The 25,228-nt window shown below is 73.8% G+C and carries 20 protein-coding genes and 3 pseudogenes; 11 read left to right on the top strand and 12 right to left on the bottom strand.

From position 1 onward, the window contains the following. Positions 1–225: 225 nt before the first annotated feature. The 5 genes and pseudogenes from ACFY7E_RS07645 to ACFY7E_RS07625 all read right to left on the bottom strand — a co-directional run. Positions 226–1,056: pseudogene (locus ACFY7E_RS07645) on the bottom strand (siderophore-interacting protein); the annotation flags it as partial. Between the two features lie 170 nt (positions 1,057–1,226). Next, positions 1,227–2,387 carry an acyl-CoA dehydrogenase family protein gene (locus ACFY7E_RS07640; protein WP_389481830.1) on the bottom strand — a complete coding sequence of 387 codons (1,161 nt, stop codon included), beginning with the start codon at positions 2,385–2,387 and terminating at the stop codon, positions 1,227–1,229. Between the two features lie 8 nt (positions 2,388–2,395). Then, positions 2,396–3,313 (bottom strand): hydroxymethylglutaryl-CoA lyase, encoded by a 918-nt coding sequence (locus ACFY7E_RS07635; RefSeq protein ID WP_389482236.1) that lies wholly within the window; start codon positions 3,311–3,313, stop codon positions 2,396–2,398. A gap of 14 nt (positions 3,314–3,327) precedes the next feature. Continuing rightward, a complete protein-coding gene (locus ACFY7E_RS07630; protein ID WP_389481828.1) occupies positions 3,328–5,259 on the bottom strand; it encodes a biotin carboxylase N-terminal domain-containing protein in 1,932 nt (643 codons plus the stop codon). 14 nt (positions 5,260–5,273) lie between these two features. Beyond that, the gene (locus tag ACFY7E_RS07625) at positions 5,274–6,881 is read right to left on the bottom strand and encodes a carboxyl transferase domain-containing protein (RefSeq protein ID WP_389481826.1); all 1,608 of its coding nucleotides are present in this window, start codon (positions 6,879–6,881) and stop codon (positions 5,274–5,276) included. Positions 6,882–7,029: 148 nt separating this feature from the next. On the opposite strand from ACFY7E_RS07625, the gene ACFY7E_RS07620 reads away from it, so the two are divergent. Further along, the gene (locus ACFY7E_RS07620) at positions 7,030–7,629 is read left to right on the top strand and encodes a TetR family transcriptional regulator (protein WP_389481823.1); all 600 of its coding nucleotides are present in this window, start codon (positions 7,030–7,032) and stop codon (positions 7,627–7,629) included. 77 nt (positions 7,630–7,706) lie between these two features. Further along, entirely contained in the window at positions 7,707–8,486 is a 780-nt protein-coding gene (locus ACFY7E_RS07615) for a phosphatase (RefSeq protein WP_383434791.1), read from the top strand. 25 nt (positions 8,487–8,511) lie between these two features. On the opposite strand, the gene ACFY7E_RS07610 is transcribed toward ACFY7E_RS07615, so the two are convergent. The 4 genes from ACFY7E_RS07610 to ACFY7E_RS07595 form a co-directional block, all read right to left on the bottom strand. Next, the gene (locus ACFY7E_RS07610; protein ID WP_389481820.1) at positions 8,512–9,483 is read right to left on the bottom strand and encodes a cation diffusion facilitator family transporter; all 972 of its coding nucleotides are present in this window, start codon (positions 9,481–9,483) and stop codon (positions 8,512–8,514) included. A 19-nt stretch (positions 9,484–9,502) separates the two neighbouring features. Then, the gene (locus ACFY7E_RS07605; RefSeq protein ID WP_389481818.1) at positions 9,503–10,375 is read right to left on the bottom strand and encodes an acyl-CoA thioesterase; all 873 of its coding nucleotides are present in this window, start codon (positions 10,373–10,375) and stop codon (positions 9,503–9,505) included. Between the two features lie 6 nt (positions 10,376–10,381). Beyond that, positions 10,382–11,539, bottom strand: coding sequence for an acyl-CoA dehydrogenase family protein (locus ACFY7E_RS07600; RefSeq protein WP_389481816.1), 1,158 nt, complete (start codon positions 11,537–11,539; stop codon positions 10,382–10,384). A 104-nt stretch (positions 11,540–11,643) separates the two neighbouring features. Next, on the bottom strand, positions 11,644–12,918 hold the full coding sequence (locus ACFY7E_RS07595) for a helix-turn-helix domain-containing protein (RefSeq protein ID WP_389481814.1): 1,275 nt from the start codon (positions 12,916–12,918) through the stop codon (positions 11,644–11,646). A 164-nt stretch (positions 12,919–13,082) separates the two neighbouring features. Here ACFY7E_RS07595 and ACFY7E_RS07590 point away from each other — a divergent pair, with 164 nt between their 5' ends. Next, the gene (locus tag ACFY7E_RS07590; RefSeq protein WP_389481812.1) at positions 13,083–13,691 is read left to right on the top strand and encodes a hypothetical protein; all 609 of its coding nucleotides are present in this window, start codon (positions 13,083–13,085) and stop codon (positions 13,689–13,691) included. 24 nt (positions 13,692–13,715) lie between these two features. Here ACFY7E_RS07590 and ACFY7E_RS07585 read toward each other — a convergent pair whose 3' ends face one another. Next, positions 13,716–13,871 (bottom strand): hypothetical protein, encoded by a 156-nt coding sequence (locus tag ACFY7E_RS07585; protein ID WP_389482255.1) that lies wholly within the window; start codon positions 13,869–13,871, stop codon positions 13,716–13,718. Here ACFY7E_RS07585 and ACFY7E_RS07580 point away from each other — a divergent pair. Next, entirely contained in the window at positions 13,855–14,409 is a 555-nt protein-coding gene (locus tag ACFY7E_RS07580) for a nucleoside deaminase (protein ID WP_389482233.1), read from the top strand. The genes ACFY7E_RS07585 and ACFY7E_RS07580 overlap by 17 nt on opposite strands. Before the next feature lie 120 nt (positions 14,410–14,529). Here the strand turns inward: ACFY7E_RS07580 and ACFY7E_RS07575 are convergent. Next, positions 14,530–14,755 (bottom strand): annotated as a pseudogene (locus ACFY7E_RS07575) (IS5/IS1182 family transposase); the annotation flags it as partial. A gap of 534 nt (positions 14,756–15,289) precedes the next feature. Between ACFY7E_RS07575 and ACFY7E_RS07570 the strand changes: the two are divergent. Next, a pseudogene (locus ACFY7E_RS07570) lies at positions 15,290–15,559 on the top strand (hypothetical protein); the annotation flags it as partial. A 4-nt stretch (positions 15,560–15,563) separates the two neighbouring features. Here ACFY7E_RS07570 and ACFY7E_RS07565 read toward each other — a convergent pair. Beyond that, positions 15,564–17,090 (bottom strand): PucR family transcriptional regulator ligand-binding domain-containing protein, encoded by a 1,527-nt coding sequence (locus tag ACFY7E_RS07565; RefSeq protein WP_389481810.1) that lies wholly within the window; start codon positions 17,088–17,090, stop codon positions 15,564–15,566. 140 nt (positions 17,091–17,230) lie between these two features. On the opposite strand from ACFY7E_RS07565, the gene speB reads away from it, so the two are divergent. From speB to ACFY7E_RS07535, 6 genes are all read left to right on the top strand, one after another. Then, a complete protein-coding gene (speB, locus tag ACFY7E_RS07560; protein WP_389481807.1) occupies positions 17,231–18,208 on the top strand; it encodes an agmatinase in 978 nt (325 codons plus the stop codon). Between the two features lie 261 nt (positions 18,209–18,469). After that, positions 18,470–20,152, top strand: a complete 1,683-nt coding sequence (locus ACFY7E_RS07555) for a thiamine pyrophosphate-binding protein (RefSeq protein ID WP_389481805.1) — start codon at positions 18,470–18,472, stop codon at positions 20,150–20,152. Between the two features lie 72 nt (positions 20,153–20,224). Beyond that, positions 20,225–20,434 (top strand): type II toxin-antitoxin system VapB family antitoxin, encoded by a 210-nt coding sequence (locus tag ACFY7E_RS07550; RefSeq protein ID WP_389481802.1) that lies wholly within the window; start codon positions 20,225–20,227, stop codon positions 20,432–20,434. Then, positions 20,431–20,853 (top strand): PIN domain nuclease, encoded by a 423-nt coding sequence (locus ACFY7E_RS07545; RefSeq protein WP_389481800.1) that lies wholly within the window; start codon positions 20,431–20,433, stop codon positions 20,851–20,853. The genes ACFY7E_RS07550 and ACFY7E_RS07545 overlap by 4 nt, the downstream gene beginning before the upstream one ends. Positions 20,854–20,978: 125 nt before the next feature. Continuing rightward, positions 20,979–24,710, top strand: a complete 3,732-nt coding sequence (locus tag ACFY7E_RS07540; protein WP_389481798.1) for an ABC transporter ATP-binding protein — start codon at positions 20,979–20,981, stop codon at positions 24,708–24,710. A gap of 84 nt (positions 24,711–24,794) precedes the next feature. Next, the gene (locus tag ACFY7E_RS07535; protein ID WP_389481796.1) at positions 24,795–25,217 is read left to right on the top strand and encodes a hypothetical protein; all 423 of its coding nucleotides are present in this window, start codon (positions 24,795–24,797) and stop codon (positions 25,215–25,217) included. Positions 25,218–25,228: the final 11 nt, after the last annotated feature.

Genomic DNA, 25,228 nt, shown 5'->3' with positions numbered 1-25,228 from the left:
AAGCCTAACCTAATTTTTTTGCGGTGAGCACCCTCAAACCGGCCCGGTCGAGGCCGGTTTGAGTGACGTGGGTTACGCGGCGGGAAGAGCGGGCGCCGGCACGGAGGCGAGGGCCGGGGCGGGAGCGCGGGCGGGGACGGGTACGGGTACGGGCACGGTGGCAGGGGCGGGCACGGGCGCGGGAACGGAGGCCCGCGTCTCGTCCCGGGCCGCGTCCTCGCGCGTCTCGTCCGGCACCTCGCGCAGGGCGTCCTCGGACAGCCCCCTGCGCCAGTAGCCGACGAACGTCACCCGGCGCCGGTCGAGCCCGCGTTCGCGCACGAAGTGCCGCCGCAGCGCCTTCACCGACCCCGACTCGCCCGCGATCCAGACGTACGGGAACGCGCCGGGCAGTACGGCGCCGCGCACCGCGTCCACGGCGGACGGCGCCCCCTCCTCCCGTACGAGCCAGGTGACCTCGGCGTCGGCGGCGGTCGGCAGTGCGGTCCGGTCGCCGGAGTGCGGCACCTCCAGGAAGACCCGGGCGCGGGTCCCGGCCGGCAGCCACTCCAGGATCGCCGAGGCCGCCGGGAGGGCCGTCTCGTCCGCCCAGACCACGACGGAGTCGGCGTCCTCGGGCGGCCGGAAGCGGACGGCCGTGTTGTCGGCCACGGCGGGGCCGAGGACGGCCACCCGGTCGCCGGGCCCGGCGCTCCCGGCCCAGCGGCAGGCGGGCCCGCCGTCCTCGTGGAGCGCGAAGTCGATGTCGATCTCGTCCGGTCCGGTGCGCTGCTCCCGGACGGTGTACGAGCGCATCACGGCCCGCTCCTCGTGGGGCATCGCCCGCCAGGCGCCGAGGACCGCGTACATGTCCCGTCCGCCCAGGGGCGGCAGGACGGGGGCCTCCTGGCCGGGGTGCGGCAGGAAGAGGGAGAGGGACTGGTCGCGGCCGCCGGCGGCGAAGTCCTTCAGGTCCTCCCCGGCGAAGGTGACCCGGACCAGGGACGGGCCGAGCCGCCGCGTCCGGTCGACCCGGAGCGAGAAGAACCGGAAGGGGGCTGTCTCGGTGAGCGTCATGGGGCGGACACCTTTTCGGTACGGGCGCGGACCGCCTCGGCGGGCGGCGAACGTAGGTTAGCCTAACCTCACATTCCCCGATCGAACAGGGGTGCCCCGGACGCACGGGAGCCCGCCGCCCCCGTCGGGGGAACGGCGGGCCCCGGTCCTGCGGGATCGGCCCGGGGAGATCAGCCCGACAGGCCCAACTCCCGTGCGATCAGCATCCGCTGGACCTCGCTCGTGCCCTCGCCGATCTCCAGGATCTTCGAGTCCCGCCACATCCGGGCCACCGGGTACTCGTTCATGAAGCCGTAGCCGCCGTGGATCTGGGTCGCCTCGCGGGCGTTGTCCACCGCCACCGTGGAGGAGTACAGCTTCGCGATGGCCGCCTCCTTCTTGAACGGCTCGCCCAGGACCAGGCGCGAGGCCGCGTCCCGCCAGCCGATGCGGGCCATGTGCGCCCGGGTCTCCATGTCCGCGATCTTGAACTGGATGGCCTGGTTGTCGCCGATCGGGCGGCCGAAGGCGTGACGTTCCTTCGCGTACTTCACGGACTCGTCCACACAGCCCTGCGCGAGGCCCGTCGCGAGCGCCGCGATGGCGACCCGGCCCTCGTCCAGGATGCGGAGGAACTGCGCGTACCCCCGGCCCTCCTCGCCGAGCAGGTTCCCCACCGGGACCCGCACGTCGGCGAAGGACAGCTCGCGGGTGTCCGAGGCGTTCCAGCCGACCTTGGAGTACGGGGCCGCGACCGTGAAGCCCGGGGTGCCGGAGGGGACGATGATCGAGGAGATCAGCGGGCGCCCGTCGGGCTTGCGGCCGGTGACCGCCGTGACCGTCACCAGACCCGTGATGTCCGTACCGGAGTTGGTGATGAAGCACTTCGAGCCGTTGATCACCCACTCGTCGCCGTCGCGGACGGCCGTCGTGCGGGTGCCGCCCGCGTCCGAGCCCGCGCCGGGCTCGGTCAGGCCGAACGCGCCCAGGATCTCGCCCGCGCACAGGCGCGGCAGCCACTCCCGCTTCTGCTCCTCGGTGCCGAACAGGTGCAGCGGCATCGCGCCCAGCGAGACGCCCGCCTCCAGGGTGATGGCCACGGAGGAGTCGACCCGGGCCAGCTCCTCCAGGGCGATCCCGAGGGCCAGGTAGTCGCCGCCCATGCCGCCGTACTCCTCGGGGAACGGCAGCCCGAACAGGCCCATGCGGCCCATCTCGCGGACGATCTCGTACGGGAACTCGTGCCGCTCGTAGTAGTCCCCGATCTTCGGGGCCACCACGTCGTGCGCGAACTCCTCGACGGTGCGGCGGAGTTCCTGGTGCTCGGCGGAGAGCCGGTGGTCGAGGGACATGGGACTGTTCACTCCTTGTGGGAGAGGGCGCGGACGGTACGGGACGGGCTGGGCCGGCCCAGTTGTTCGGCCATCCACACGCTCGTGGCGGTGAGGGCGGCCAGATCGACCCCGGTCTCGATGCCGAGGCCGTCGAGCATCCACACGAGGTCCTCGGTGGCGAGGTTGCCGGTCGCGCTCTTCGCGTACGGGCAGCCGCCGAGGCCGCCCGCGGAGGCGTCGACCGTGGTCACCCCGTGCCGCAGCGCGGCCAGGGTGTTGGACAGGGCCTGCCCGTAGGTGTCGTGGAAGTGCACGGCGAGGCGGGAGGTGGGGATGCCCGCCTCGTTCAGCGCGGTGAGCAGGGCCTCGACGTGCCCCGGGGTCGCGACGCCGATGGTGTCGCCGAGGCTCAGCTCGTCGCAGCCCATGTCGGCGAGGGCCTGGGTGACCCGGACGACCTGCTCGACCGGGACCGGGCCCTCCCAGGGGTCGCCGAAGCACATCGACAGATAGCCGCGGACCTTCAGACCGGCCTCCACGGCCCGGACGACGGTCGGTGCGAAGAGGGCGAGGGCCTCGTCCACGGTCCGGTTGAGGTTGGCCTTCGCGAAGGACTCGGTGGCCGAGGCGAAGACGGCGATCTCCCGGGCGCCGAGCGCGAGTGCCCGGTCGAGCCCCCGCTCGTTCGGCACCAGGACCGGCAGACGGACCGGTAGGTCGCGGACCAGCGGGAACAGGTCCTCGGCGTCGGCCAGTTGGGGCACCCACTTGGGGTGCACGAAGCTGGTCGCCTCGACGGTGCCGAGCCCGGCGGCGGCGAGGCGGCGCACGAACTCCGCCTTCACCTCCGTCGGGACGGCCGTCTTCTCGTTCTGGAGGCCGTCCCGGGCCCCCACCTCGTGGATCCGCACCCGGGCCGGGAGTCCGGCGCCGGGGACGGTCATGGGCAGTCCGGTGGTCACGCGTCCTCCCCGGAGGTCTCGCGCGGGGTGACGACGGCCAGGACCTGGTCCATGGCGACGGCGGTGCCGGGCGTGACGTCCAGCTCGGTGACGCTGCCGGCGTGCGGGGCGGAGATGACGTGCTCCATCTTCATCGCCTCGACGACGAGCAGGCTCTGCCCGGCCTCGACCTCGTCCCCGACGGACACCTTCACCACGGTCACGGTGCCGGGCATCGGCGCGGCCAGCGTGTCGGCCCCGCCGTGCCGGGCGCCGCCGAGCGCGGCCTCGACCGGGTCGTGGTCGAGCACGTGCCAGGAGTCGCCGTCCCGGCCCAGCCAGGCGCCGGCCCGGTGGAAGCGGTGGGTGACCCCGTCCACGACGACCGTCACGGAGGCGTCCGTGACCCGGGCGCCGGCCGGCGCCTCCGCCGTCACCGGTTCGAGGCCCGGTACGCGTACGGGGAAGGCCGGCGGGTTCGGAGCACCGCCCAGGCGCCAGCCGCTGGGCACCGAGAAGGGGTCCGTCCAGCCGTCCCGGGGCGCCGGGGCCAGCCCCGCGAGCCGTACGGCCGCCGCCGCCGCGTACACCTCGGCGGGGACGTCCTTGGGGACCAGGCCGTCCGCCTCGCGCTCCACCAGGCCGGTGTCCAGGTTTCCGGAGACCACGTCCGGGTGGGCGAGGAGACGGCGCAGGAAGCCCGCGTTCGTCGGGACGCCCAGGGTGACCGTGTCCGCGAGGGCCGCGCGCAGACGGCGCAGGGCCGTGGGGCGGTCCGGGGCGTGCACGATGACCTTCGACAGCATCGGGTCGTAGAGGCTGCCGACCTCCGTGCCCTCGCTCAGACCCGAGTCCGTACGCGCCCCGCCGCCCTGCGGCTCGTTCAGGGCCAGGACCGTGCCGCCCGATGGCAGGAAGCCGCGGGAGGGGTCCTCGGCGCAGATCCGCGCCTCCACCGCCCAGCCGTCCAGCCGGACGTCCTCCTGCGCGAAGGGCAGCGGCTCGCCGGCGGCGACCCGCAGCTGCCACTCCACCAGGTCGACGCCGGTGATCAGCTCGGTCACCGGGTGCTCGACCTGGAGCCGGGTGTTCATCTCCATGAAGCAGTACGCGGCGGGGTCGCCGCCCGGGACGATGAACTCGACCGTGCCCGCGCCCACGTAGCCGCAGGACCGGGCCGCCTCCACCGCCGCCGCGCCCATCGCCGCCCGGAGCTCCGGGGTGAGCAGGACGCTCGGCGCCTCCTCCACGATCTTCTGGTGACGTCGCTGGAGCGAGCACTCGCGCTCGCCGAGGTGCACCACGTTCCCGTGGGTGTCGGCGAGGACCTGGATCTCGATGTGCCGGGGCCCGTCGATCCACCGCTCCACGAGGAGCGTGTCGTCGCCGAAGGAGGCGCGCGCCTCGCGCCGGGCCGCCGCGATCTCCTCGTCCAGGACCGCCAGGTCCCGCACCAGCCGCATGCCCTTGCCGCCGCCGCCCGCGCTGGGCTTGAGCAGCACGGGCGCGCCCAGCTCGCGGGCGGCCTGGGCCAGTTCGGGGTCGGCGGCGCCCGGGACGACGGGCACGCCCGCCGCCTTCACGGTCTCCTTCGCCCGGATCTTGTCGCCCATCAGGGCGATGGCCTCGGCGGACGGGCCGATGAAGACGAGCCCCGCCTCGGCGCAGGCCCGCGCGAACCCGGCGTTCTCGGCGAGGAAGCCGTAGCCGGGGTGGACGGCCTGCGCGCCGGTGCGCCGGGCCGCGTCCAGCAGCGCGGGCACGGACAGGTACGACTCGGCGGCCGGCGGCGGACCGATCCGCACCGCCGTGTCCGCCTCCCGCACGTGCCGGGCGTCGGCGTCGGCGTCGCTGTACACGGCGACCGAGCGCACGCCGAGCTCCCGCAGGGTGCGGATGACGCGGACCGCGATCTCGCCCCGGTTGGCCACAAGAACGGTGTCGAACATGCTCCGAGAACCCCTCACATCCGGAAGACGCCGAACTGGGGGTCACCCAGGGGCGCGTTGGCACAGGCGGTCAGGGCGAGGCCGAGGACCTGCCGGGTCTCCAGCGGGTCGATGACCCCGTCGTCCCACAGCCGCGCGGTCGCGTAGTAGGCGCTGCCCTGGGTCTCGTACTGCTCGCGGATCGGGGCCTTGAAGGCCTCTTCCTCCGCCGCGCTCCAGTCGTCGCCGAGCTGGTCGCGCTTGACGGTCGCGAGGACGGAGGCGGCCTGCTCGCCGCCCATGACCGAGATCTTGGCGTTGGGCCACATCCACAGGAAGCGGGGGGAGTACGCCCGGCCGCACATCGAGTAGTTGCCCGCGCCGTACGAGCCGCCGACGACCACGGTCAGCTTCGGGACCCGGGTGGTGGCCACGGCCGTGACCATCTTGGCGCCGTGCTTGGCGATGCCGCCGTGCTCGTACGCCTTGCCGACCATGAAGCCGGTGATGTTCTGGAGGAACACCAGCGGGATGCCGCGCTGGTCGCACAGCTCGATGAAGTGCGCGCCCTTCTGGGCGGACTCGGCGAAGAGGATGCCGTTGTTGGCGACGATCCCGACCGGGTGCCCGTGGATGCGGGCGAAGCCGGTGACGAGGGTCTGCCCGTACTCGGCCTTGAACTCCTGGAAGCGCGAGCCGTCCACGACCCGGGCGATCACCTCGCGCACGTCGTATGGGGTGCGGGAGTCGACGGGCACGGCTCCGTACAGCCCGTACGGGTCGACCTTCGGCTCCTCGGCCGGCTCGACCGACCAGGGGAGCGGGCCGCGCTCCGGGAGCGTGGCGACGATGTTGCGGACGATCCGCAGGGCGTGGGCGTCGTCCTCGGCGAGGTGGTCGGTGACGCCGGAGATCCGGGAGTGGACCTCGCCGCCGCCCAGCTCCTCGGCCGTGACGACCTCACCGGTCGCGGCCTTCACCAGGGGCGGGCCGCCGAGGAAGATCGTGCCCTGGTTCCGCACGATCACGGCCTCGTCGCTCATCGCGGGGACGTACGCGCCGCCGGCCGTGCAGGAGCCGAGGACGGCCGCGATCTGCGGGATCCCGGCGCCGGACATCCGGGCCTGGTTGTAGAAGATGCGGCCGAAGTGCTCCCGGTCGGGGAAGACCTCGTCCTGCATCGGCAGGAAGGCGCCGCCGGAGTCGACCAGGTAGAGGCAGGGAAGACGGTTCTCCAGCGCCACCTCCTGCGCCCTGAGGTGCTTCTTCACCGTCATCGGGTAGTACGTGCCGCCCTTGACGGTCGCGTCGTTCGCGACGATCACGCACTCGCGGCCCGAGACCCGCCCGATGCCCGCGATGACGCCGGCGGCCGGGGCCTGGTCGCCGTACATGCCGTTCGCCGCGAGCGGGGCCAGCTCCAGGAACGGCGAGCCCGGGTCGAGGAGCGTGTCCACCCGGTCCCGGGGGAGCAGCTTGCCGCGTGCGGTGTGCCGCGCCCGGGACTTCTCGCCCCCGCCCAGCGCGGCCGCCGCGAGCTTGGCGCGCAGGGTCGCGGCCAGCTCGTGGTGCGCGGCCTCGTTCGCCTGCCAGGCCGGCGAGGCGGGATCCGCCGCACTCGACAGCACGGGTGCCTGCTGCATCGACCGATCTCCCTTGTCCGGTTAACGAGCCGTTCGGTTAATGAGCCGTTCGGTTACGAGCCGTCCGGTTACGAGCCGTCCGGTTAATGAGCGTTAACGTATGGCGCACAGGTTAACGACCGCTAACCGGGTTGTCTAGGATTGGCGTATGGCCACGACTACCACCGCCACCGGCAGGACCGACGCCCCCACGCGGCGCGAGCAGATCCTCAAGGAGGCCGCCCGCCTCTTCGCCGAGCGCGGGTTCCACGGCGTGGGCGTGGACGAGATAGGGGCCGCCGTCGGCATCAGCGGCCCCGGGCTCTACCGGCACTTCCCCGGGAAGGACGCGATGCTCGCCGAGCTGCTCGTCGGCATCAGCGAGCGGCTCCTCGACGGCGGCCGGCTGCGGGTCGGGGAGGCGGGCGGCGACGCCCGGGCCCTGCTCGGCTCCCTCATCGACGGGCACATCGACTTCGCCCTCGACGACCGGCCCCTGATCACCCTCCACGACCGGGAGCTGGACCGGCTCAAGGACGAGGACCGCAAACGGGTGCGCAAGCTCCAGCGGCAGTACGTCGAGCTGTGGGTGGCGACGGTCCGCGAGCTGTACCCGGACGCCTCCGAGAGCGAGGCCCGTACCGCCGTCCACGCCGTCTTCGGCCTCCTCAACTCCACCCCCCACCTGGCCGCCCTCGGCCGCCGCCCCATGGAGGAACTCCTGCGGCGCCTCGCCCACGGGGCCTTCGGGGCGCTCGCGACCCCGTAGAGGGCGCCATGGCCCCGGTCGTCCGAGAGGCGGAATCCCGCCCCCGCCGCCCCCGGGGCTCGGACAGAATGAGTGCCATGCCGATACTCAGCCGCCCCGCCCTCGTCGAGCACCTCGTCCGCACCCGGATCGCGGGAGACGTCGCCACGCCGCGCGACAACAACCTCTCCCACTACCGGAAACTCGCCAACGGCGACCGGCACTACTGGCTCGGCCTGGAGCTCGGGGACCGCTGGGCCGACGAGCAGGACGTGCTCGCCGTGATGGCCGAGCGGTGCGGCGTCGTCGACGACCCGGCCCACCGGACCGGCCAGGACACCATCGACCCCGAGCTGACCGTGGACGCCCTCGACCGCGCGGCCGCCCGGCTGCGCAAGGCCGCCGAGGGGCGGGAGCGGGTCCTCTTCGCGACCGGTCACCCCGGCGCCCTCATCGACGTCCACAGCCGGGTCGCGGCCGCGCTGCGCGCCCGGGGCTGCGACGTCGTCCGCATCCCCGGCGGCCTGATCGCGGACGAGGGGTACGTCGTGCAGTTCGCCGACGTCGCCGTCTTCGAGCGGGGCGCCAGCCTCTGGCACACCCACTCCCCGGAGCCGATGAACGCGATCCTGGACGGCCTGGAGGTGCTCGGCGAGCCCGCGCCCGACCTGGTGGTCGCGGACCACGGCTGGGCCGGGCGCGCGGGCCAGCGCGGCATCGACTCCGTCGGGTACGCGGACTGCAACGACCCCGCCCTCTTCCTGGGCGAGGCCGAGGGCACCATGCAGGTCACGATCCCGCTCGACGACCACGTCCTGGACCCCCGCTACTACGAGCCGATGACGGCGTACCTGCTCGACGCGGCCGGCCTGGGCTGAGCAGGGGGCACACGGCTCCACGGGCTCATCCCCGTCCGCGCCGTCCCCGGCCCGGCGTCGGGTCCAGGTAGACCCGGCGGACCGCCGGCACGCGCGCGCGGAGCCGTTCCTCGGCCTCCTCGCAGGCCCACTCGACCTCCTCGGCCGGGACCCCGTCCCGGAAGTCGATCTTCGCGGCGACCAGGGCCTCGCCCGGCCCCTGGATGAGGGTCGTCAGGTCGACCACGTCCGCGACCTGAGGGACGGAGAGCAGCTCCGCGCGCACGGCGTCCCGCATCTCCCTCGGCAGCGGGCGGCCGACGAGCAGCTCGGCGTTGGAGCGGCCGAGCACCCAGGCCACGTACACGAGGAGGGTGCCGATGAGGATCGAGGCGACGCCGTCCCAGACGCCGGAGCCGGTCAGCTGCCCGCCGAGCAGGCCGCCCGCCGCGAGCAGCAGTCCGGCGAGGGCGGCCGAGTCCTCCAGGACGACCGCCTTGACGGTGGTGTCGGGGGTGCGCCGCAGATAGGTGAGGAAGGGCGTCCCCCGCTCCTTCGCCTCGGCCCGGACCTGCCGGACGCCGGTCCGCAGCGAGAAGCCCTCCAGGACGAAGGCGACGGCGAGGACGACGTACGAGACGAGCGGGTCGCCCAGCTCCTCGCCGTGGGTGAGGGTGTGGATCCCGTCGTAGATCGAGAAGACCGCGCCGCCGACGAAGGTGGCGACGGCCGCCAGCATCGCCCAGACGTACCGCTCGCCCGCGTACCCGACCGGATGGTCCTCGTCGGCCGGCTTCCCGCTCCGTCTGAGCGCGGTGAGCAGCATGACCTCGGTGACGGTGTCCGCGAGGGAGTGGGCCGCCTCCGACAGCATCGCGCTCGACCCGCTGATGAGACCGGCCACGGCCTTGGCGACGGCGATCCCGAGGTTCGCCCCCGCCGCCACGAGCACGGTGAAGGTGCTCTCGCCGTTCCCGCTCTTCCCGCCGTCCGTCCCGTCCTTCGCCTCTCGTCCCATGGTCGGAACGTATGCCCGGTCACGGGCGGGGCACGCGAACGACACCCTCCTGGATGACCGAGATGGCCAGCCTCCCGTCCCGCGTCCAGATCCTGGCCTGGCCGAGGCCGCGCCCGCCGCCCGAGGAGGGGGACTCCTGGTCGTACAGGAGCCACTCGTCGGCCCGGAAGGGCCGGTGGAACCACATCGCGTGGTCGAGGGAGGCCCCCACCACGTCCCCGACGGCCCAGCCGCCCCGCCCGTGTGCGAGCAGGACGGAGTCGAGCAGCGTCATGTCGGAGACGTACGTCGCCAGGCAGACGTGCAGGAGCGGGTCGTCGGCCAGTTTGCCGTGGGTGCGGAACCACACCTGCGAGCGCGGTTCGCGCGGCTCCCCGACCGAGCCCCACGGCGGGGTGTCCACGTACCTCAGGTCCACCGCCGCCCGTGCCTCCAGGAGGCGCTCGGCGACCTCCGCCGGCAGGTGCCGGGGCAGCGTCTCGGCGGCCGTCGGCAGCGACTCCGGGTCCGGCGCGGCCGGCATGTCCGCCTGGTGGTCGAGCCCCTCCTCGTACGCCTGGAAGGAGGCGGAGAGGTGGAAGACCGGCTGGCCGTGCTGGACGGCGACGACCCGGCGGGTGGTGAAGGAGCGGCCGTCCCGGATGCGGTCGACCGAGTACACGATCGGCGCGCCGGGGTCGCCGGGGCGCAGGAAGTACGCGTGCAGGGAGTGCGCCCAGCGGTCCTCGGGCACGGTCCGGCCCGCCGCCACCAGCGCCTGGGCGGCCACCTGGCCGCCGAAGACGCGGGGGACGAGCGCGGACCGGGACCGGCCCCGGAAGATGTCCCGCTCGATCGGCTCCAGGTCGAGCAGATCGAGCAGGGCGTCCAGGGCACCGTGCGCTTCGGGCACCGGGACCTACAGGCCCATCGACTTCGCGATGATCGACTTCATGATCTCGCTGGTGCCGCCGTAGATGCGGTTGACGCGGTTGTCGGCGTACAGGCGGGCGATCGGGTACTCGTTCATGTAGCCGTAGCCGCCGTGCAGCTGGAGGCAGCGGTCGATGACGCGGTGGGCGACCTCGGTGCAGAACAGCTTGGCGCTCGCGGCCTCGGCCGGGGTCAGCTCGCCCGCGTCCAGGGCCTCCAGGGCGCGGTCCGCGACGGCCTCGGCCGCGTCGACCTCGGCCTGGCAGGCGGCCAGCTCGAACTTGGTGTTCTGGAAGGACGCGACCGGCTTGCCGAAGACCGTGCGGTCCTGGACGTACTCCTTGGCGAACCGGATGGCGGCCTTGGCCTGGGCGTAGGCGCCGAAGGCGATGCCCCAGCGCTCGGAGGCCAGGTTGTGGCCGAGGTACGAGAAGCCCTTGCCCTCCTCGCCGAGCAGGTCCTCGACGGGGACCTTCACGTCGACGAACGCCAGCTCGGCGGTGTCGGAGGTGCGCAGGCCCAGCTTGTCGAGCTTGCGGCCGATCGAGTAGCCCTCGGACTTCGTGTCCACGGCGAAGAGGGAGATGCCGAAGCGGCGGTCCTCGGCCGACGGGGCGGAGGTGCGGGCGCAGACGATCACGCGGTCGGCGTGGACGCCGCCGGTGATGAAGGTCTTGGCGCCGTTGAGGACGTAGTGGGTGCCGTCCTCGGAGAGCTTGGCGGTGGTCTTCATGCCCGCGACGTCGGAGCCGGTGCCCGGCTCGGTCATGGCGAGCGCCCACATCTCCTCGCCGGAGACGAACTTCGGCAGGTAGCGCTTCTTCTGGTCCTCGGTGGCCAGCATCTTCAGGTACGGCAGGGCCAGCAGGACGTGGACGCCGGAGCCGCCGAACTGGACGCCCGCGCGCGCGGTCTCCTCGTAGAGGACGGCCTCGAACTTGTGGGTGTCCAGGCCCGCGCCGCCGAACTCCTCGGGCACGTTGATGCCGAAGACGCCCAGCTCGCCGAGCTTGTAGTAGAAGTCGCGGGGCGCCTGGCCGGCCGCGAACCACTCGTCGTAGACCGGGACGACCTCGGCCTCGATGAAGGCCCGGATGGTGTCCCGGAACGCCTCGTGGTCCTCGTTGAATACGGTACGGCGCACGAGCCGCCTCCTTCGGTTCCTGTCCTGGTCCGGCCGGTCGCTCCGACGCCCGGGCGTGTGCCTAAGCGCTTGCTCAGCCTGTATCCGTCGAAGTTACCCACCGGTCACCCGCTCTGTCCAGACTCCGCGTCTGTGATCCAGCGCCCTTCGACGGTGTCGTACGCGTACGTCGGCCTCCCCGCGGTCCCACTCGTACGGAAGGGCTTCCCGCCGTCCGTGATCCTTACCGTTCCCGACCGCTCCCCGCTGCTCCATTCGAGCTCCAGGTACCAGCGGCAGTCGCAGCCCGCCGTCCGCGCGGAGATCAGCAGCTCCTCGGGGTCGGAGGCGGTGACCTTGTACGGGAAGGAGACGGCCGGAATCGTCCGGGGCTCGTCGCCGGAGGCGTCGCGCCCGTCGACGGGCCGGGCGAGCGGGCGCGGCCGGTCGAGGTCCACGGCGAAGTGGCGCGGGGTGACGGCGCCGCCGCAGCCGCTGCCCGTCCGGTACGCGTTCCACGGCGGCGGCGCGGCCCGGCCGACCACGCGGACGTGCAGGGCGTGGAGGACGACGGCGGTGGACGGCGAACGGCCCTGGACCGTGGCCCGCACCAGCGTCTCCCCGCCGTGCACGGCTCCGTGCGCCCCCGCCCACGCCCCGGCGTCGGCCGTGACCGGCGGCGGGGCGACCGCGCGCGGGGCCCGGTCCACGAGGTACGTGTGCCCGCAGCCGCCCTGCCAGAGCTGGGAGCCGACGGTCCAGGTGAAGGGGACGGGCTGCTCCTTCTGAGGAGAGGGAGCGGGTGCGGAGGCGGGGGTGGGTGCGATGGCGGGGGCGGAAGGCGTGCGGGAGGGGCGGCCGAGGAGGGCGGCGGCGAGGGCGAGCACGACGAGGACGACGGCTCCGGCGACGAGGAGGGGGGCGGGGAGGGAGGGGGTGCGGCGGGGACGGGGGTGGGGCGCGGACGGTTCGGGGTCCGGGTTCGGCGCGGTCGGTTCGGGGTCCGGGCTCGGGTCCGGCGCGGTCGGTTCGGGGTCCGGGTTCGGGTCCGGCGCGGTCGGTTCGGGTGCAGGGCTCGGCTCCGGCGCGGACGGCACAGGCGTGGGTGCGGGCGGAGGTACGGGCGCGGGTACGGGCGGAGCCGCCCGGCGGCGGGCGCGGTCCGCCTCCGTCCAGGCCGCCGCCAGGACCCGCCGCTCCTCCTCGTCCGCCCCGCACAGCAGGGCGAGGCGGTCGACCACGGTGAACTCCTCCGGGACGGTCGCGCCGGAGCAGTAGCGGTGGAGGGTGGACGCGCCGACGCTCAGGCGCCGGCCCAGTGCCTCGTAACTCCTCCCGTCCCGCGCCTTCAGCGCGCGCACGAGCCGTGCGAACTCCCCGACGGCGGCGTCCTTCGGCATTCCATCCCCCTGGCCTCTACGTCCCACCTCTTACGTCCTTGCACGTCAGCGGGGGTGGAATGGTTCCGGGACGGAGGGCGGGCGCGTCACCGTTGCGGCCGGCGGGCGCCGCCCCCGACGCTGGTGGAGCACTGACCGAACGACCCGACGGGGGATCCACCACCATGAACAGGCTCCGTACCGCACTCGCCACCGCCGCCGCTGCCGCCCTGGGCCTCGCGGCCCTCGCCACGGCCCCGGCGCAGGCCGCCGCCCAGCCCGCCTTCCTCGCGGCCTCCCAGATGCCGCCGTCGTCGACGCCGTGGACCGCCACGCAGATCTTCACCGGCGTCCCCGAGAACGGCGGCGTCCTCTGCGCCCCGTACAAGATCCCGGCGCAGAACACCCGCTACCGCGAGTTCAGCACCGAGCTCGACACCAACGGTGTCCAGGTCACCACCGTCGCCCGCACCGAGGCCGACGCCGTGAAGCTGGTCGACACCCTCCGCAAGTCCCTCGCCGGCTGCGGCCCTCTGCTCGAGCAGCAGAACCCGGGCCTGAACGCCGTCAGCGCGTACCACGGCAAGCTCGCCGTCGAGGAGGGCGCCTGGGTCTACAGTCTGGACACCGCCGACCCGCAGATCGGCGCCACCGACATCCACCTCTTCTCGGTCGGCCGCGACGGCCGCACCGTCACCCTCGTCCGCTGGGGGCAGATGGGCGACCTGAAGGACGCCCCGCTGACGGCCTTCCGGAAGACCACCACGACCGCCGTGAACAAGCTCTGGCCCTGACGCTCCTCCGCTGCCGCCTTTTCCTCACGAGGGGTTCCGGATCCGGCGATGTGAGAGGTTGCGGATCATGGAGAGCTTCGACGAGGAGTGGGCGGCAGCGCCCGAGGCGGTCAGACGCTGCTTGGCGCTGGCGTACGAGGCGCTGACGGCCGGCGGGCTGGCCGTGGGGGCGGTCCTCACGGACCCGGACGGGTCCGTGCTGGCCGAAGGCCGCAACCGTGCGTACGACGACGGCCCCGGCGCCGGTCCTCTGCGCGGGACACCGCTCGCGCACGCCGAGATGAACGCGCTGGGGGCGGCCCGGACCGAGTGGGGCCTGGAAGCCCTGACCCTGTGGAGCACTCAGGAACCCTGCTCGATGTGTACGGCCGCGGCGTCCTTCACCGGCGTGGGGGAGGTGAGGTTCCTGGCCCCCGACCCCTGGGCCCTCGCCACGGGAAACAGCGGCTCCTCGGGCGTGACGGGAACGGACCACTGGCCCCACTGGCTCGTGACGGCCAACGTCATGTTCCTCCGGAGCGTCTCGGCGGCCGTGCCGGAGGGGAGGGAACCGGAAACCCTGGTGCGCTCCAGGACCCTGGAGCCCGAGACGGCCCGCCTGCACGACTCCTTGCCCCCGGGGCTGCCGCCTTCCGGGAGGATGGAACCGTGGCTGACGAAGCTCTGGCCCGCCCTCTGCGACGCCGCGACCGCCCGCCGGCGCCGGGTGCGAGGCTGACGACTCGCACCACGTCTTCTTCCCGAGGGAGCTGAGTGATGCTGCCCTCGGCCGGTCCCGAGTCGGTCTGCTCAGCCCAGGGGCTGGAGGGACGGGTCGTACGGGCACTAGCTCTTTCCATCCTGAATAGTTGCAGTTCGGCAGCGCGTGTACGGCCTGGATGATGGTGCCGGTGCGCCGGGTGGAGCATCGGGCCCGTCGGGGGATCCGCCAAGACTTCAGCTGTGCGAAGGCGCGTTCGCCGGATGCCCTGGTAGGCGCGGTCGGCGAGGACAAGGATCTGCCGGGTCAGGCAGGCCTGCACGATGCCGTGGGCCCGGGCCGCGGTCAGGGCCTGGTGGGCGCCTGCGCCGATGAGACCACCGGCGTTCCTGAGGGCATCCACTGCGCCATCAGGACTCGGCAGTCCGGTGGGGTCGTAGTAGCGGGCGCCCATCTTGTACAGGCCCGTGGGGTCGAGGTAGGCGCCGGCGTAGCGGTAGGGCTGGGAGAAGGACTCGACCGGGTCGCTGTAGTCGGTGCCGTAGGCGGTGTAGGCGTGGGTGTGGGTGCGCTTGCCCGCCTCGTCGACCAGGCCCAGGACGTTGCCGGTGGCGTCGGTGAGGCAGTCGGTACCCGCGTGGGTCAGGGCCCGGGTGGTACCGGCGGTGGTGATGGACTTCAGCCGGCCGTGGTCGGTCCAGGTCTCGCCGGTGCGGGTGGTGCCGCCGGCGGGTGCGGCGGAGGTCTCGTCGCCGGCCTCGTCGTAGCAGTACCGGGTGAAGAAGGTGCCCTGGTCGGGGTTGTGGGGTTCGACCCCGGACAGGCGGCCCTGGCTGTCGTAGACGTAGGTGTCGGTCTTGGTGATCCGGTCGCGGGCGTCGTAGGTGTAGGTGGTGACGCCGAGGGCAAGCCCTGCTACCTCGTCGGTGACGGCGAGGGGTACGTCTCCCGCGTCGCCGACGACGTCGGGAGCGTGCAGCTCGGCATGGCCGCCGATCTTCTCGGGCACGTCGACGACCTGCTGGGTGACCGGTCGGCGACCCCCGAGCGACTCCGTTGCGTCGTCGTCCGCCTGGCGGAGTCCCTGCGCGAGGTCCACCGGGTCGCGCGGAGCCGGGGCGCGCGGCCGGTGGCGGCGGCCGTCCGCGCCGAGCACCCCGAAGAGTGAGCCCTCACCCGAGCGCGAACCACAGCTCCATCCGTACGTCCGGGTCGTCCAGGTCCCGGTCGAGAAGGGCCGCGCAGCGGGTGATGCGCTGGCGGACGGTGTTGCGGTGGACGTCCAGGGCCACCGCCGTCCGGTCCCAGCTGCCGTGCAGGGAGAGCCAGGCGCGGAGGGTCTCCCTGAGGGGTTCGTTCAGGGGGGCGAGGAGGGTCCGGGCGTGGGCGGCGGCCTCGTCGGGGTCCACGAGGGACGCGAGGCCGCCCGGGCGGTGGCGGACCAGGGGCCTCCTGGTCGCCTCCGCCCGGTGCAGGGCCCGGGCCGCCTGCCGGTCGGCGGCGGGGAGGTCCGCCGCCGCGGCCGGGGCGGAGACGCCGAGAAACCAGCCCGGTCGAGCGGTGACGGCGGAAGACGCGGGCAGAAGGAGTCGTACGGAGGCGGGGGCCGCCCCGGAGACACGGGCCGCTCCTGCCTCCCCAAGGGCCTCCGCCCCGGTGCCGGAGGCCACCAGCGCCGTCCCCAGCGCCGCCGCCAGGTCCGCCGTCGCGAACGGGGTGCCGTCGCCGCCCCGCGCGTGGACCACCGTCCACGGACCCGGGTCCAGGGCGGACGCCGCCTCCGCCGGGGAGGCGCCCAGGAGCAGCCGGACCAGGGCCCCGTCCCGGGCCGCCGCGTCCGCGCCCCGGTGCGGGGCCGTCAGGAGGGAGAGCAGGACCACCGCGACGCCCGTGATCGTGTGGTCGCCGGGGTCCCGCCGGTCCGTCGCCACCCCCAGGATCAGACCGTCGCCGCCGCCCAGGGCGTACGCGGCCAGGCGCAGGCCCCCGCTCTCGCCACCCGCCGAGGAAGGGCCGCCGGGGCGCGTACCTCCGCCTTCTCCGCCCGCCGAGGGCGGTGTGCCGGGGCGCGGGCCCAGGACCCCCGCCAGCTCCCGCAGCGCCCGGGACGCCTCCGCCGGGACCTCCCGGCCGGCCGCCGCCGACTCCGTGCCGTCCGGGGTGAGCAGGACCGCCCGGCCACCGAGCCGGGCGGCGAGCGCGCCGAGGACCGCCGGGACCGGGGCCGGACGGGCCGCCGCCGTCGCCAGGGACCGCTGCGCCTCCGTGACCCGGCGCAGCTCGTGCAGCCGGGCCTCCGCCATCAGCCGCCACACGGCCCGCGCCACCGCCGTGAACGGGGTGCGCGGCGGTACTTCCAGGAGCGGGAGGCCGTGGCCGGCGCAGGCCTCGACCAGGTCCGCCGGGACCGTGTCGTACACCGGCGTCACCCCGAACGCCAGCGCCGCCGCCCCCGCCTCCACCACCCGCTCCACGTACCGCGCCGGGTCGGTGAGCTGCACCCCCGCCGTCATCAGGAGCTCGCCGCCGAGCAGGTACGGGTACGGATCGGCCATCTCCGAGGTGTGCACCCAGTGCAGCGGTACGTCCCCGGGTCCGGCGAGCAGCCGCAGGCCCAGATCCCGGCGGGCGAGCAGCGCGGCGAGCGGGACCGGCGGGGCCGGGGGAGTGGCGGCGGGGTGCGCGGAACTCGTCGTCATGGACCCTTCGTACATCATCGGATCGTAGAGTGGAGGGAACGTACACTTCTGTGGTGCTTTTCCGGCGCCTACCGTCGTGCCGGAGAACCGATCCGGAGAACCATGCCGGAAAACCCCCTCGCCCCCAGGAGGACCCGACCATGAGCAGCAGCGACCAGAACGCCTTCCGCGGCCCGATCGACTCGTCCCGCGTCCCGCGGTACGCCGGTCCCGCGACGTTCGCCCGGCTGCCGCGGCTCGACGAGGTCGGCACCGCCGACGTCGCCGTGGTCGGCGTCCCCTTCGACAGCGGCGTCTCCTACCGGCCCGGCGCCCGCTTCGGCGGCAACGCCATCCGCGAGGCCTCCCGTCTCCTGCGTCCCTACAACCCGGCGCAGGACGCCTCCCCGTTCGCCCTCGCGCAGGTCGCGGACGCCGGTGACATCGCCGCCAACCCGTTCAACATCAACGAGGCCGTCGAGACCGTCGAGGCCGCCGCCGACGAGATCCTCGGCACCGGCGCCCGCATGATGACCCTCGGCGGCGACCACACCATCGCGCTGCCGCTGCTCCGCTCGGTCGCCAAGAAGCACGGGCCGGTCGCCCTGCTCCACTTCGACGCGCACCTCGACACCTGGGACACGTACTTCGGCGCCGAGTACACCCACGGCACCCCGTTCCGCCGGGCCGTCGAGGAGGGCATCCTCGACACCGAGGCGCTGTCGCACGTCGGCACCCGCGGCCCGCTGTACGGCAAGCAGGACCTGACCGACGACGAGAAGATGGGCTTCGGCATCGTCACCTCCGCCGACGTCTACCGGCGCGGTGCCGACGAGGTCGCCGACCAGCTGCGCCAGCGCATCGGCGACCGCCCGCTGTACATCTCCATCGACATCGACTGCCTCGACCCGGCCCACGCGCCCGGCACCGGCACCCCCGAGGCGGGCGGCATGACCTCCCGCGAGCTCCTGGAGATCCTGCGCGGCCTGTCCTCCTGCAACCTGGTCTCCGCCGACGTCGTCGAGGTCGCCCCGGCCTACGACCACGCCGAGATCACCGCCGTCGCCGCCTCCCACACGGCGTACGAGCTGACGACGATCATGTCCCGCCAGATCGCGGCCGGCCGCGCGGCGAAGTAGCCGACGGACGCGCGGGGCGGGGATCGCGGGGCGGGGCACGGCCCCGTCCCGCGCGGGGCACGGACCGCCCCGCCCCCGCCCCGCGCGACACTGGTGACCGTCGGGGGGGGCCCCCCCCCGCCCCGCCCCCCCCCCCCCCCCCCCCCCCCCCCCCCCCCCCCCCCCCCCCCCCCCCCCCCCCCCCCCCCGGGGGGCCGGGGGGGGGGGGCCCGCCCCGGCCCCCCCCCCGACCGACTCCGCCACCGCCCCGAGGGACCCGCCATGACCCACGACCACGACCTGGTCCTGCGCCCCACGCCCGCCCAGATCGAGGCGGCCCTGAACCCGCCCCCGGGGCGGACCGGCGGGGACCTCGTCGTCGAGACCCTCTCCGGGCTCGGCGCGACCACCCTCTTCGGGCTCCCGGGGCAGCACGCGCTCGGGGTGTTCGACGCACTGCGCCGCTCCCCGCTGCGGTACGTGGGCCTGCGGGTCGAGAACAACGCGGGCTTCGCCGCCGACGCGTACGGCCGGATCACCGGCGAAGCGGCCCCGCTGCTGCTCTCCACCGGGCCCGGCGCGCTCCTGTCGCTCGCCGCGCTCCAGGAGGCGGCCGCCGCCTCGGCGCCGGTCGTCGCCATCGCCAGTCAGGTCCCGACGGCCGGGCTCGGCGGCGGGCGGCGCGGCCACCTGCACGAGCTGCGCGACCAGCAGGCCTCCTTCCGGGACGTCGTGAAGTCCGTCCACACGGCCCGTACGCCGTCCCAGATCCCCTCCGCGATCGCCGCCGCCTGGGAGTCGGCGCTCACCGCCCCGCACGGGCCCGTCTGGGTGGAGATCCCGCAGGACGTGCTCACGGCGGAGACGACGCTGCCGGTGGTCACCGCGATGGACGCGACCCCCGAGGAGGTCGTGCCGCGCCCCGAGCTGACGGCGGTGGCGGCGCACCTCCTCGCGCACGCCGAACGGCCGGTGATCATCGCGGGCGGCGGGGTCGTCCGCTCCGACGCGTCGGGGAAGCTGCGGGCCCTGGCCGAGCGGATCGACGCGCCCGTGGTCACCACCTTCGGCGGCAAGGGCGCCTTCCCCTGGAAGCACCCGCTGTCCCTCCAGTCCTGGCTGGAGGACCGGCACACCACCGACTTCCTGGAGGACGCCGACGTCCTCCTCGTCGTCGGCTCCGGGCTCGGCGAGCTGTCCTCGAACTACCACACCTTCGCCCCGCGCGGCCGGGTGATCCAGATCGAGGCGGACGCGGGGAAGCTGGAGTCCAACCACCCGGCGCTCGGCATCCACGCCGACGCCCGGCTCGCGCTCCAGACGATCCTGGAGACGGTCGGGGAGCGCACCGACCCGACCGCCCCCGAGCGGGTCGCGGCCGTCCTCGGCCGGGTCCGGGACCGGATCGCGGCCCAGGACCTCGACCTGGAGCAGCGGGTCGTCGCCGCCGTGCGCGAGGCGCTCCCGGCCCGGGCGCCGAGCTTCTGGGACATGACGATCCTCGCGTACTGGGCGTGGTCGGCCTTCGACGCCCGGCACCCGAACACCATGCACTCCGCCCAGGGCGCCGGCGGCCTCGGCTACGCCTTCCCCTCCGCCCTCGGCGCGGCCGTCGCCGACCCCTCCCAGCCGGTCCTGGCGGTCTCCGGCGACGGCGGCGCGATGTACTCGCTCGCGGAGCTGGCCACGGCGAAGCAGCACGGGCTCGACGTGACGTGGCTGATCGTGGACGACGGGGGCTACGGCATCCTGCGCGCGTACATGACCGACGCGTACGGCGAGGCCACCGGCACCGAGCTGACCCGCCCGGACTTCGTCGCCCTCGCCGAGTCCTTCGGCGTCCCCGGCGTCCTCACCACCCCCGACACCCTGGCCGCCGACCTCGCGAAGTCCCTCGCGACCCCCGGCCCCTCGGTGGTCGTCCTCCCGGCCCTGCTGCGGATGTTCGAGCCGACGCACCTGTGAGTGAACGGCGTTTGCCGCGTCGTTTCCATGGTGCATATCCTCCATGTGTCACCAGCATAGGGAGGATTTGCCATGTCGAATCTTTACGTCGAGGTCGACGACGCGGCTCTGGCCGAGGCCGCCGAAATACTGGGTACGAAGACGAAGAAGGACACGGTCAACGCGGCCCTGCTGGAGGTCGCGCAGCGACACAAAAGACTGCGGGCGCTGGACGCGCTGGTGGCCATGGGCGAGCGCGGTGACTTCGAAATCCTCCGGGACAAGAGGAACTATCGCCGGTGAGCCCGATCAAGTACCTCGTCGACACCTCTGCGGTCTTTCGGATCATCGCTGCCAAACAGGTACGCGAAGACTGGACGAAGCACCTGAGCGAGGGGGTCATCGCTCTCTGCGACCTCACCGAGCTGGAGATCCTCTTCTCGGCCCGCTCGGCCAACGACCGGCTCGCGAAGGAGGACCACCTCGCCCAGCTCTTCAACTGGACTGCCGTACCCGACGGCGTCTACACCCGCGCCCGCCGCGTTCAGCAGATGCTGACCAACCAGGGCGAGCACCGCAGCGCCGGTCCGGTCGACCTCCTCGTGGCTGCCATCGCCGAGCTGTCCGGTCTCACGCTCCTCCACTACGACAAGGACTTCGAGACCGTCGCCCGCGTCACGGGGCAGCCCACCCAGTGGGTCGCCCCACCCGGGACGGTCTGAGCCGGGCGTGGTACAGGTCCTGGGACCACCGCCCGATCCTCGTCGTCGTTTTGTTGCGGCGGGATGAAATCGCACGTCGGCCGCGTTGGGCCTTCCGGTAGAACAGGACGGACGGGAGGCCACACGTGGCGGTCGGGGAGAAACAGCAGGGCTGGGCGCGCAGGCTCGCCGGGTACGCCTGGCGGTACCGGGCCAACACGCTCCTCGCGCTCGGGTCGTCCCTCCTCGGGATGGGCGTCCTCGCCCTCGTGCCGCTCTTCACCAAGGTGATCATCGACGACGTCATCGGGACGAAGACCCGGGACCTCGCCACCTGGACCGGGCTCCTGATCGGGGCCGCCGTCCTCGTCTACGCCCTCACCTACGTCCGCCGCTACTACGGCGGACGCCTGGCGCTCGACGTGCAGCACGACCTGCGCACCGACATGTACGGCACGATCACCCGGCTCGACGGGCGGCGGCAGGACGAGCTGTCCACCGGGCAGGTCGTCGGGCGGGCCACCAGCGACCTCCAGCTCATCCAGGGCCTGCTCTTCATGCTCCCGATGACCGTCGGGAACGTCCTGCTCTTCCTGATCTCGCTGGGCGTCATGGCCTGGCTCTCCCCGCCGCTGACCCTCGTCGCCCTCGCCGTCGCCCCCGCCCTCTGGTACATCGCCCGGCGCAGCCGCACCCGCCTCCACCCCGCCACCTGGCACGCCCAGCAGCAGGCCGCCCTGGTCGCCGGGGTCGTCGACGGGGCCGTGTCCGGCGTCCGGGTCGTCAAGGGCTTCGGCCAGGAGGACCAGGAGACCGGCAAGATCCGCGAGGCCGGGCGGAAGCTGTTCGCCGGCCGGCTGCGGACGGTCCGCCTGAACGCCAGGTACACCCCCGCCCTCCAGGCCGTGCCCGCCCTCGGTCAGGTCGCCGTCCTCGCCCTCGGCGGCTGGCTCGCCTACAAGGGCCAGATCACCCTCGGCACCTTCGTCGCCTTCTCCTCCTACCTGGCCTCCCTCGTCGGCCCGGTCCGCATGCTCGCCATGGTCCTCACCGTCGGCCAGCAGGCCCGCGCCGGCGTCGAGCGCGTCCTCGATCTGATCGACACCGAGCCGGTCGTGAAGGACGGCACCAAGGAGCTGCCCGCCGACGCGCCCGCCACGGTCGAGTTCGACGACGTGAGCTTCGCGTACGAGGGTGCCTCCGGCAGTGTCAGGCCCGTGCTCGACGGGTTCTCCCTCGAGATCCGGCCCGGCGAGACCGTCGCCGTCGTCGGCGCCTCCGGCTCCGGCAAGTCGACCGTCTCCCTCCTGCTGCCCCGCTTCTACGACGTCTCCCGGGGCGCCGTCCTCGTCGGCGGCCACGACGTGCGCGAGCTGACCCTCGACTCGCTGCGCGCCGCCGTCGGCCTCGTCCCGGAGGACTCCTTCCTCTTCTCCGACACGGTCCGCGCCAACATCGCCTACGGCGCCCCCGACGCCACCGACGAGCAGATCGAGGCCGCCGCCCGCGCCGCCCAGGCCGACCGGTTCATCGCCGAGCTGCCCCGGGGGTACGACACGAAGGTCGGCGAACACGGCCTGACCCTCTCCGGCGGCCAGCGCCAGCGCGTCGCCCTCGCCCGCGCGATCCTGGCCGACCCCCGGCTGCTCCTCCTCGACGACGCCACCTCCGCCGTGGACGCCCGCGTCGAGCACGAGATCCACGAGGCCCTGAAGTCGGTGATGGCGGGCCGTACGACCCTGCTCATCGCCCACCGCCGCTCCACCCTCAACCTCGCCGACCGCATCGCCGTCCTCGACGGCGGGCGCCTCGCCGACATCGGCACCCAGGAGGAGCTGGAGGAGCGCTCCCCGCTCTTCCGGCGCCTGCTCACCGACCCCGAGGAGCTGGGCGCCGTCTCGCCCGGCCACCTGCCCCCGGCCGGGCCCGCCGAGGACGACCGCGCGCTGCGGGACGAGCTGGACGCCGAGTTCGACGCCGAGCGGGGCATCACCCCCGCCCTGTGGGTACGGGACGGGGACGCGGGCCGGGAGAGCCCCGTGCCCGGGGCCACCCCCGAGCTGCTCGCCGCCGTCGCGGCCCTGCCGCCCGCCACCGACGTCCCCGACGTGGACGAGGCCCGGGCCGTGGCCCCCGAGGACGCGTACGGCCTGCGCCGGCTGCTCCGGGGCTTCGGGATCCCGCTGCTCATCAGCCTCGGCCTGGTCGCCCTCGACGCCGGCACCGGCCTGCTGCTGCCCGTCCTGATCCGGCACGGCATCGACGAGGGCGTGAACCGGCTCGCGATCGGCGCCGTCTGGGCGGCCTCCGCGCTCGCCCTGGTCACCGTGCTCGTGCAGTGGGTCGCGCAGACCGCCGAGACCCGGATGACCGGCCGCACCGGCGAGCGGGTCCTCTACGCCCTGCGCCTGAAGATCTTCGCCCAGCTCCAGCGGCTCGGCCTCGACTACTACGAGCGCGAGCTGACCGGCCGGATCATGACCCGGATGACCACGGACGTGGACGCCCTGTCCACCTTCCTCCAGACGGGCCTGGTCACCGCCTTCGTCTCCGTCGTGACCTTCTTCGGGATCATGGTCGCGCTGCTCGTGCTCGACCTCCAGCTCGCCCTGGTGGTCTTCGCGACCCTGCCGGTCCTCGTCGTCGCCACGTACTTCTTCCGGCGCTCCAGCGTGAAGGCGTACGAGCTGGCGCGCGAGCGGATCAGCGTCGTCAACGCCGACCTCCAGGAGTCGGTGGCCGGGCTGCGGATCGTGCAGGCCTTCCGCCGCGAGCGCTCCGGCGCCGAGCGGTTCGCGGAGCGCAGCGACTCCTACCGTCAGGCCCGCGTCCGGGGCCAGTGGCTGATCTCGATCTACTTCCCGTTCGTCACCCTGCTGTCCTCGGTCGCCGCCGCGTCCGTCATGGTCGTCGGCGCGAACCGCATCGAGGCCGGGACGCTCACCACCGGCGCCCTCGTCGCCTACCTCCTCTACATCGACCTGTTCTTCGCGCCCGTGCAGCAGCTCTCTCAGGTCTTCGACGGCTACCAGCAGGCCGCCGTCTCCCTGAAGCGGATGCAGGAGCTGCTCCGGGAACCCACGTCGACGGCCGCCGCCGACGCGCCCCTGGACGTGCTCTCGCTGCGCGGCGAGATCGCCTTCGAGGACGTGTCCTTCGCGTACGGGGACGAGGAGGAGGCCCTGACCGGGGTCGACCTGCGGATCCCCGCCGGGCAGACCGTCGCCTTCGTCGGCGAGACCGGCGCCGGGAAGTCCACCCTGGTCAAGCTGGTCGCGCGGTTCTACGACCCCACGGGCGGCCGGGTCACCGCCGACGGCACCGACCTGCGGGACCTCGACCTCACCGCGTACCGGCACCGGCTCGGGGTCGTCCCCCAGGAGGCGTACCTCTTCGCCGGGACGGTCCGCGACGCCATCGCCTACGGGCGGCCCGAGGCGACCGACGCCGAGGTGGAGGCGGCGGCCCGCGCGGTCGGCGCGCACGACATGATCGCCACGCTCGACGGCGGCTACCTGCACGAGGTGGCCGAGCGCGGCCGGAACCTCTCCGCCGGGCAGCGCCAGCTCATCGCCCTGGCCCGCGCCGAACTCGTCGACCCGGACGTCCTGCTCCTGGACGAGGCGACGGCGGCCCTGGACCTGGCGACCGAGGCCCAGGTCAACCAGGCCACCGACCGCCTCGCGGGCCGCCGCACCACCCTCGTCGTCGCCCACCGCCTCACCACGGCCGCGCGCGCCGACCGGGTGGTGGTCATGGACCACGGGCGGGTCGCGGAGGACGGCACCCACGACGAGCTGCTCGCCCGGGGCGGGCGGTACGCGAAGCTGTGGAGCACCTTCATCGGGGAGCCGGAACCGGCGCGGGTCGAGGCCTGAGCCGCACCGGAGGCAACCGTTCCGGGCCCGGACGCGTCGTAACCCCGTACACCCGTACGGCGCATCACCCGGGAGGGGACCCGCATGGCCACGGACGACACGACGACCGCCCGGCGCGGCCGGCGGGCCTTCGCCCGTGTCCTCGTACCGCTCCTCGCCGCCCTCGCTCTGTTCCTGCTGCCCCTCCCCGGCGGTCCGGGCGCCGGCACCGCCGAAGCCGTCTCCGTCTGCCAGGGACGGCCCACCCGGACGCTCGCCTTCCCCACCGGGGAGCTGCGCCTCTACCGGACCCGGCAGTACGTCTGCGCCGTCACCGTCGCCAGGGTCCCGGGGGCCCGCAGGGCCATGTCCGTCTCGCTCCAGCCGCGCGGCGGGCGTCCCGCCGTCCGGACCGGCCGGTTCGACCGGCAGGCCGGGCCCCTCACCGTCCACGCCCTCAACCGCTGCGTCCGGGCGGCGGGTTCGGTGGCCGGGAAGGGGACGTCCACCGGCTGGATCCTGTGCTGACCGGTCGAATC

It is taken from the genome of Streptomyces sp. NPDC012825 (genome assembly GCF_042900925.1).
Taxonomy (GTDB): Bacteria; Actinomycetota; Actinomycetes; order Streptomycetales; family Streptomycetaceae; genus Streptomyces.
Note: the sequence above shows the minus strand (reverse complement) of the source record. Positions and strands in the feature narration are given on the sequence as shown.